The organism is Streptomyces sp. NRRL F-5126, from assembly GCF_000721265.1.
GTDB lineage: Bacteria > Actinomycetota > Actinomycetes > Streptomycetales > Streptomycetaceae > Streptomyces.
Window position 1 is genome coordinate 64,262 of record NZ_JOFZ01000017.1, and the last position, 6,475, is coordinate 70,736.

A 6,475-nucleotide genomic window follows, 5' to 3' on the forward strand; every position below is an offset into this window, starting at 1 on the left:
CGCGCCGGCGCCCGTACGCATCCGACGACCCGTGGAGGCCGGCATGGGACGCTATGTGATCCGGCGGCTGCTCCAGATGATCCCCGTGTTCATCGGCGCCACGCTGCTGATCTTCCTGATGGTCAACGTCATGGGCGACCCGATCCAGGGCCTGTGCGGCAACAAGGCGTGCGACCCGGCGACCGCGGCCCAGCTGCGCAGGGAGTTCGGCCTCGACAAGCCCGTGTGGCAGCAGTACCTGACGTACATGGGCCACGTCTTCGAGGGCAACTTCGGCACGGCCTTCAACGGGCAGCCGGTCATCGACCTGATGGCCGCCGCCTTCCCCGTCACCATCCGGCTGACGATCGTGGCGATCATCTTCGAGATCATCATCGGCATCGCGCTCGGCGTGGTCACGGGGCTGCGCCGCGGCCGCCCCGTCGACACGACGGTGCTGCTGCTCACGCTCGTCGTGATCTCCGTGCCGACGTTCGTGACCGGCCTGCTCATCCAGTTGCTGCTCGGCGTGGAGTGGAACGTCATCTCGCCGTCCGTCTCCCCCGAGGCGCCGTTCAACGAGCTGATCGTGCCGGGTCTGGTGCTCGCGTCCGTCTCGCTCGCCTACGTCACCCGGCTGACCCGCACCTCCATCGCGGAGAACCGGCGCGCCGACTACGTACGCACCGCGATCGCCAAGGGCCTGCCGCGCCGCCGGGTGGTCGTGCGCCACCTGCTGCGCAACTCGCTGATCCCCGTGGTCACGTTCATCGGCACGGACATCGGCAGCCTGATGGGCGGCGCGATCGTCACGGAGCGGATCTTCAACATCCACGGCGTGGGCTACCAGCTCTACCAGGGGATCCTGCGGCAGAACTCGCAGACCGTCGTCGGCTTCGTGACCGTGCTCGTGCTGGTCTTCCTCGTCGCCAACCTGCTGGTCGACCTCCTGTACGCCGTACTCGACCCGAGGATCCGGTATGCCTGAACACACCCCCGGAGGCCCGGGCGACGGCGCCATCGCACCCACAGGTGCCGGCGGCCAGATGGACATCGCGACCGAGGGAGCGGGCCCGGGCCCCGCGCCCGGCGGGCCGCAGGAGGGCGGGTTCGGCCAGCCGCGCAGCCTGTGGTCGGACGCGTGGCACGACCTGCGGCGCAACCCGATCTTCATCATCTCCTCGCTGGTGATCCTCTTCCTGATCGTCATCTCGATCTGGCCGTCGCTGATCGCCTCGGGCAACCCGCTCTCCTGCGACCTGGCACATGCGCAGGACGGCCCGTCGCCCGGCCACCCCTTCGGCTTCAACGGCCAGGGCTGCGACGTCTACACGCGGACGGTCTACGGGGCGCGCGCGTCCGTCACCGTCGGCGTGTGCGCCACGGCCGGCGTCGCGGTCGTCGGCTCGGTCCTGGGCGGGCTCGCCGGCTTCTACGGCGGGACGTGGGACGCGCTCCTGTCGCGGCTCACCGACATCTTCTTCGGCATCCCCGTCGTGCTCGGCGGCCTCGTGCTGCTGTCCGTGATCACCAGCTCCACGGTGTGGCCCGTGGTCGGCTTCATCGTGCTGCTCGGCTGGCCGCAGATCGCCCGCATCGCGCGCGGCTCGGTCATCACCATCAAGGAGAACGACTTCGTGCAGGCGGCGCGCGCGCTCGGGGCGTCCGACTCGCGGATGCTGCTGCGGCACATCATGCCGAACGCGATCGCGCCGGTGATCGTCGTCGCGACCATCGCGCTCGGCACGTTCATCTCGCTGGAGGCGACGCTGTCGTTCCTCGGCGTCGGCGTGAAGCCGCCCACCGTCTCCTGGGGCATCGACATCTCGTCCGCGTCCCCCTACGTACGCAACGCGCCGCACATGCTGCTGTGGCCGGCGGGAGCGCTGGCCATCACCGTGCTCGCGTTCATCATGCTCGGCGACGCGGTGCGCGACGCCCTCGACCCCAAGCTGCGCTGAGGAGCCCGGCATGCTGCTCGAAGTGCGAGACCTGCACGTGGAGTTCCGCACCCGCGAAGGGGTGGTCAAGGCCGTCAACGGCGTCAGCTACGAGGTCGACGCGGGCGAGACGCTGGCCGTGCTCGGCGAGTCCGGCTCGGGCAAGTCGGTCACGGCGCAGGCGATCATGGGCATCCTCGACGTGCCGCCCGGCAGGATCGGCGGCGGCGAGGTGATCTTCAAGGGCCAGGACCTGCTGAAGCTCAAGGAGGACGAGCGGCGCAAGGTGCGCGGCGCCGGCATGGCGATGATCTTCCAGGACGCCCTGTCGTCGCTCAACCCGGTGCTCAGCGTCGGCCAGCAGCTCGGCGAGATGTTCGTGGTGCACCGCGGCATGTCGCACAAGGACGCGAAGGCCAGGGCGGTCGAGCTGATGGACCGGGTGCGCATCCCGGCCGCCAGGGAGCGCGTCGGGCAGTACCCGCACCAGTTCTCCGGCGGCATGCGCCAGCGCATCATGATCGCGATGGCGCTGGCGCTCGAACCGTCGCTGATCATCGCGGACGAGCCGACGACCGCCCTGGACGTCACCGTGCAGGCCCAGGTCATGGACCTGCTGGCGGAGTTGCGGCGCGAGCTCCACATGGGGCTCATCCTGATCACCCACGACCTCGGCGTGGTCGCGGACGTCGCCGACCGGATCGCCGTGATGTACGCGGGCAAGATCGTCGAGACCGCGCCGGTCCACGACATCTACAAGGCGCCGGCGCACCCGTACACCCGCGGCCTGCTCGACTCCATCCCCCGGCTCGACCAGAAGGGCTCGGAGCTCTACGCGATCAAGGGCCTGCCGCCGAACCTGCTGAACATCCCGCCCGGCTGCTCCTTCCACCCGCGCTGCCCGCGCGCCCGGGACGTGTGCACCACGGACGAGCCGCCGCTGTACGAGGTGAGCGGCACGCGCCACAGCGCCTGCCACTTCTGGAGGGAGACGCTCCATGACGTCGACAACTGAGTCGGCCGTGCCTGCGGGCACCGCGTCCGAGCCGGTCCTCCAGGTCCACGACCTCGTCAAGCACTACCCGCTGACGCAGGGCATCCTCTTCAAGCGGCACGTCGGCGCGGTGAAGGCCGTCGACGGCGTCTCCTTCGACCTGGCGCGCGGCGAGACGCTCGGCATCGTGGGCGAGTCGGGGTGCGGGAAGTCGACGGTCGCGAAGATGCTGGTGCACCTGGAGGAGCCGACCCGCGGCCGCATCGCGTTCAAGGGCCAGGACATCACCCAGCTGACCGGCCGCGGGATGAAGTCGGTGCGGCGCAACATCCAGATGGTCTTCCAGGACCCTTACACCTCGCTCAACCCGCGCATGACCGTGGGCGACATCATCGGCGAGCCGTTCGAGATCCACCCGGAGGTGGCACCGAAGGGCGACCGGCGCCGCAAGGTGCAGGACCTGCTCGACGTCGTCGGCCTCAACCCCGAGTACATCAACCGCTATCCGCACCAGTTCTCCGGCGGGCAGCGCCAGCGCATCGGCATCGCGCGCGGGCTCGCGCTGCAACCCGAGGTGATCGTCGCCGACGAACCGGTCTCGGCGCTCGACGTGTCCGTGCAGGCGCAGGTCGTCAACCTCATGGAGCGGCTGCAGAACGAGTTCGACCTGAGCTACGTGTTCATCGCGCACGACCTGTCGATCGTGCGGCACATCTCGAACCGGGTGGCCGTGATGTATCTGGGCAAGGTCGTGGAGATCGGCACGGACACCGAGATCTACGAGCACCCCACGCACCCCTACACGCAGGCGCTGCTGTCGGCCGTGCCGCTGCCCGACCCGACGGACCGCGAGCACCGGGAGCGCATCCTGCTCACGGGCGACGTGCCGTCGCCGGCGAACCCGCCGTCGGGCTGCCACTTCCGCACCCGCTGCTGGAAGGCGCAGGAGGTGTGCGCACGGGTGGAGCCGCCGCTGGAGGTGCCCGAATGGTTCCGCGACGGCGGCGGCCCGGCGGCGCACCCGTCGGCGTGCCACTTCGCGGACGAGTCCACGGCCCCGCCGCAGGGCGAGCCTGGGCCGCGCCCCGGCGGACCGGACGAGGGTCCGGGCGACGGTCTCGGGGAGCCGCCGCACCCGCCGCGGTAACGGCTCGCCGGAGCAGACAGGTCGCGGGCATCTGCCGTCCGGACCGCTGGCGGTCCGTAGGCAGCGGCCTGCCCTCCGGCGACCAAGAGGCGTACGAGCCCGGTGGGCGCGTCGGCATGCCTGTACCGCTGCGGCTCTACCCGCACACGCTGTCTCTCGGCCGGTAGCGTGTGCGCCAGGAGCGGGGAGAGGGGTCAACACCATGGCGGACGGGTTGGGATGGATAGGCGAGCATTGGTACAGCGGTGCGATCGTCAAGGACGGGATGATCTCAAACATCTGTGTCACGGCGGTGCGGAACGTGGACCCGGTGGACTTGGTGGTCCGCCTCGGTGCCGACCGCCACAAGGCCGAACGCCCCCCGCAGTTCAGAGACGTCGACAGGCTGAGCTTCGACGCCGGCGACAGCGTGGCGATGTTCGGCCGCAGTGGCGAATGGACGTACGTCCTGGAGACCGAGCGGTCCACCTGGAACCTCATCCACATGGACGGGCTGGGCCAGGACACCCTGGTGAAACAGGGCGAGGAACTCGTCTGCCTGGACCGCTTTCTGCAGCAGGACCCTTGGGTGTACTACGGCGACGCAACCGGTGAAGTGAGAGCCATCGACCTGGGCGACAGTTTGCTGGAAACAGCGTTCCCACCCGAGGACCGACTCGGGGCGTTCGCCACACTGGATGCGGCCATGCGCGAGGCCGGGGCGGTGCGGGCCACCTTCCCCGGCTGTGAGGACCCCGACGACCCATGGGGCGAGGAAGAGGAGTTGGCGAAGCGACTGTTTGAGGCGGTGGGCCAGCACCTCGGGCTGTCGCTGCCGCGCCGTGAGATCGAGAAGGGACTGCTTCCGGCGGTGCACCTGCCCTCCCCTCTCTGAACCAGAGCAGGGGCGCCGTGCCCGCAGCACGGCGCCCCTTGTGAGCAAGGTGGTGCTATTGGTTGTTCACGGTCATCGTGCACTTCACGGTTGTGCTGTCCTGAGAGCACGCCGCGCTCATGTTGGTGTTCAGCCAGTACGGGTCCCGGTCCAGCAGACGCTGGTTCACGTTGAACGAGCCGAACCCGGACATCGAACTACTGTTTTCGTATCCGGAGATCGCGGACCGTCCGCATACCTCCTTCCATGTCGGCACGAAGCCGTCAATGTTGAACAGGTGCAGGACCCCATCCTGCCTGCTCGCGAAAGTCTGCACACAGGCGGAGCCGCTACTCACCGGGTTCAGACCGCCCGCCAGCGAGGGCATTCCGCCGCTGTTGTAGGTGGAGTTGAACGCGAACTCATCGCAGTTCAGCTTGTCACCAGTACGGTCGAGGGCGCTGCTATCGCCGTTTGCTGCTGCCCATTTAGCGGGGCAGATCACCGTTCGATTGCCGCTGTCGTTGCTGTCCTGCAGGAAGTACAGCGGTTTGCTGTCGGCCCGACTGCCGGGGTGATTGGCCAGCTTGTGCTGGATCAGCCAGGCGTGCGACGCCGCTTGTGGGAATTTCGCCGCGTTGAACGTGTAGGTCGGCACGTAGTTGTGAAACACGCACCCGATCGTCGGCACCTCGTTAGCGATCTTGGTGTTTCCGCATCGGATCTGGTCGGAGGCTCCGTCATTCTCCAGGTCGTCGCTCGCGAAGTCCCTGAAGGCCGCAGGAGCCGACTGCACCTTCTGGCCCGGGACCTCTGCGTCGCCTTGAATCGCGAACAACACGCCGAGCTTCATCACCTGCGGGCTGGTGGAGTTCGGCCCGGTCAGGGTTGGCCCCCAGAGGTAGGACGCGTCCGCAGTCACGCTGTGGTGGTCACCGGGCACCCACATGGCCGCACCCTGCCAGCCGCCGATGTTCTGGACGCTGCAGTTGCCGGCCGGCTTGCAGTCGATCGTCGGAGGATCAAGGGTGAACGTGGGGATGTTCGCCGGCACGTCCACGTCAGTGACGTTGATCCGCTCAGTGATGTTCCCGGACTTCGGGTCGAGCTTGCGCTCGTTGACCACGAGCGCCTTCACGGTGCCCCACGGGGCGCCGCCGACATCTATTTCCCACGCCATGACGAACGACGAGCACTCCTCGAAGCGCGTGGTCCACAGCCCTGCCCGTGGGTTGGCCAGGTCGCAGTTGCTGACCAGGGATTGCGTCGTGGCGGTCTTCGTCCGCGAGCCGATTCCACGGTGCAGGGTGAAGTTACGGCCGTTGTAGAGCTCGGCGCTGCCGCATACCTTCACTCCGTCAGAAGAGAGGGTGCAGTGAGTGGGAAACATTCCGGGGGCGGCAGAGCGTGCGTGGCCCTGACTGGCCGTGGTCTGCCAAGGCGAGGCCGGCGCCTTGGAGTTGGCCTCGATTCGTCAGCGGGGTTCGATCGCTGATCGACCCGGCGGTTTGCCCGTAATGTCCTGGGCCGGTGGATGACGGGCCGTCGCGTGACGCTGTGGC

Annotated in this window: 6 protein-coding genes; 5 read left to right on the forward strand and 1 reads right to left on the reverse strand. The window is 68.3% G+C overall.

Annotated features, from left to right (window positions below; translation table 11 throughout):
- Positions 1-43: 43 nt before the first annotated feature.
- The 5 genes from IH48_RS0131650 (at position 44) to IH48_RS0131670 (ending at position 4,934) form a co-directional block, all read left to right on the forward strand.
- A complete protein-coding gene (locus IH48_RS0131650) occupies positions 44-967 on the forward strand; it encodes an ABC transporter permease (RefSeq protein ID WP_030912560.1) in 924 nt (307 codons plus the stop codon).
- Positions 960-1,940, forward strand: coding sequence for an ABC transporter permease (locus IH48_RS0131655; RefSeq protein WP_030912563.1), 981 nt, complete (start codon positions 960-962; stop codon positions 1,938-1,940). Before IH48_RS0131650 ends, IH48_RS0131655 begins: the two co-directional genes overlap by 8 nt.
- A gap of 10 nt (positions 1,941-1,950) precedes the next feature.
- Positions 1,951-2,934: an ABC transporter ATP-binding protein gene (locus tag IH48_RS0131660; RefSeq protein ID WP_030912566.1), complete on the forward strand. Its 984-nt coding sequence runs from the start codon at positions 1,951-1,953 to the stop codon at positions 2,932-2,934.
- Entirely contained in the window at positions 2,918-4,060 is a 1,143-nt protein-coding gene (locus IH48_RS0131665) for an ABC transporter ATP-binding protein (protein WP_051840956.1), read from the forward strand. Before IH48_RS0131660 ends, IH48_RS0131665 begins: the two co-directional genes overlap by 17 nt.
- A 202-nt stretch (positions 4,061-4,262) precedes the next feature.
- Entirely contained in the window at positions 4,263-4,934 is a 672-nt protein-coding gene (locus tag IH48_RS0131670; RefSeq protein WP_030912571.1) for a hypothetical protein, read from the forward strand.
- A 55-nt stretch (positions 4,935-4,989) separates the two neighbouring features.
- Here the strand turns inward: IH48_RS0131670 and IH48_RS0131675 are convergent, their stop codons facing one another.
- The gene (locus IH48_RS0131675; protein ID WP_030912573.1) at positions 4,990-6,267 is read right to left on the reverse strand and encodes a hypothetical protein; all 1,278 of its coding nucleotides are present in this window, start codon (positions 6,265-6,267) and stop codon (positions 4,990-4,992) included.
- Positions 6,268-6,475: the final 208 nt, after the last annotated feature.